This window comes from Streptomyces sp. NPDC060027, from assembly GCF_042737005.1.
Lineage (GTDB): Bacteria > Actinomycetota > Actinomycetes > Streptomycetales > Streptomycetaceae > Streptomyces.
This window is the reverse complement of sequence record NZ_JBHWVI010000475.1, coordinates 1-1,148: the sequence shown is the minus strand read 5'-3', so window position 1 is coordinate 1,148 and position 1,148 is coordinate 1. Positions and strand designations below refer to the sequence as shown.

1 protein-coding gene is annotated in these 1,148 nt (G+C 64.7%); it reads left to right on the top strand.

What is annotated here, in order from left to right:
- Positions 1 to 567 precede the first annotated feature (567 nt).
- Positions 568 to 1,011, top strand: coding sequence for an ATP-binding protein (locus ACFWBT_RS43105; RefSeq protein WP_385710339.1), 444 nt, complete (start codon positions 568 to 570; stop codon positions 1,009 to 1,011).
- Positions 1,012 to 1,148 lie beyond the last annotated feature (137 nt).

Genomic DNA, 1,148 nt, shown 5'->3' with positions numbered 1-1,148 from the left:
CAACTGAGATGGACAGTAGCACGCCGCAACGGACCGCGCCGGTTAAGTAATTCCACTCCGCTCGTTGCGGCAAAAACCCTCACTACACGGTCCGGCAAACTCTCACCTCACGAGCACAGATATTGACTCACTCGCAGTGCAACGTTCCAGAAAAGCGGAGTCGTCAGGCGCAACCAGGGTTGTCAGGCGCTTTGGCGTGTCCGGCTGTCCATAGGATCGCATTGAACAGCGGCCAAGAGCAGCCACCAACTTGAGGCGGACCTGCGCTGATCGCCGCGTCCGGAGCAGTAGTCGAGCGTTCGATCCGGTGAGGGGACGTCACCGTGGATCGCGTCGGGCAAACTGCGCCCTCCGGAAGTGCCGTGCGCTCAAGGGTCCGGCTTCACCAGGACATGGCGGCTGACATCGGGCTGAAACTTTGGGTGTTCGTTCGCCGTCTGCCCGACGGGCGCCGCATCCATGACGACAAGGGTGCTACCCCCGTGCGCATGTGCTGCAGGTAACGTTCCAGGCGGGCGTACCCGGCCCTGAAAGGGGTAGCGGGCGGGGAGAGGGAAGCGAGCACGGATGGACGGGACAAGAGGAGCCGAAGGCGAAACGGCCTCGCTGTTGGAGACATCGCTCGCACTGGACAGCGACGGCTCCTGCATAGCTCAGGCCCGTCATCTGGCCGCGGCTTTCCTGACGAAGGTGAGAGACGACCACGGCATCCCGGTACTGACCGCCACGGTCGAGATCGTCCAGCTGATCGTCAGCGAACTGGTGACCAACGCCCGAAAGTACGCGCCGGGACCGGCCCTCTTGCACCTGCGGGTCACCAGTGCCGTGGTGCGGGTTGAACTCTGGGACAGCAATCCCGCAGTGCCGGCTGCACAGGCGCTGGATCCGGAACGCGTCGGCCAGCACGGCCTGGAGATCGTCAGGGCACTAGCCCGAACCGTCATCGTCGAGCGGACCCCCCTCGGCAAGCGCATCACCGCGGACATCGCCCTCATCCCGGCCACCGCGTAGCCCGTCTGCTGTCATCGCACCTCTCATGGAACGCATGGAGGGGCCCCGGTGCTGTACCGCCACCGGGGCCCCGAAGGAACTGCTACACCAACATCCCGCCCTTAAGCAGCGCCGGCCACCTGTTTGCGCAGACCCCA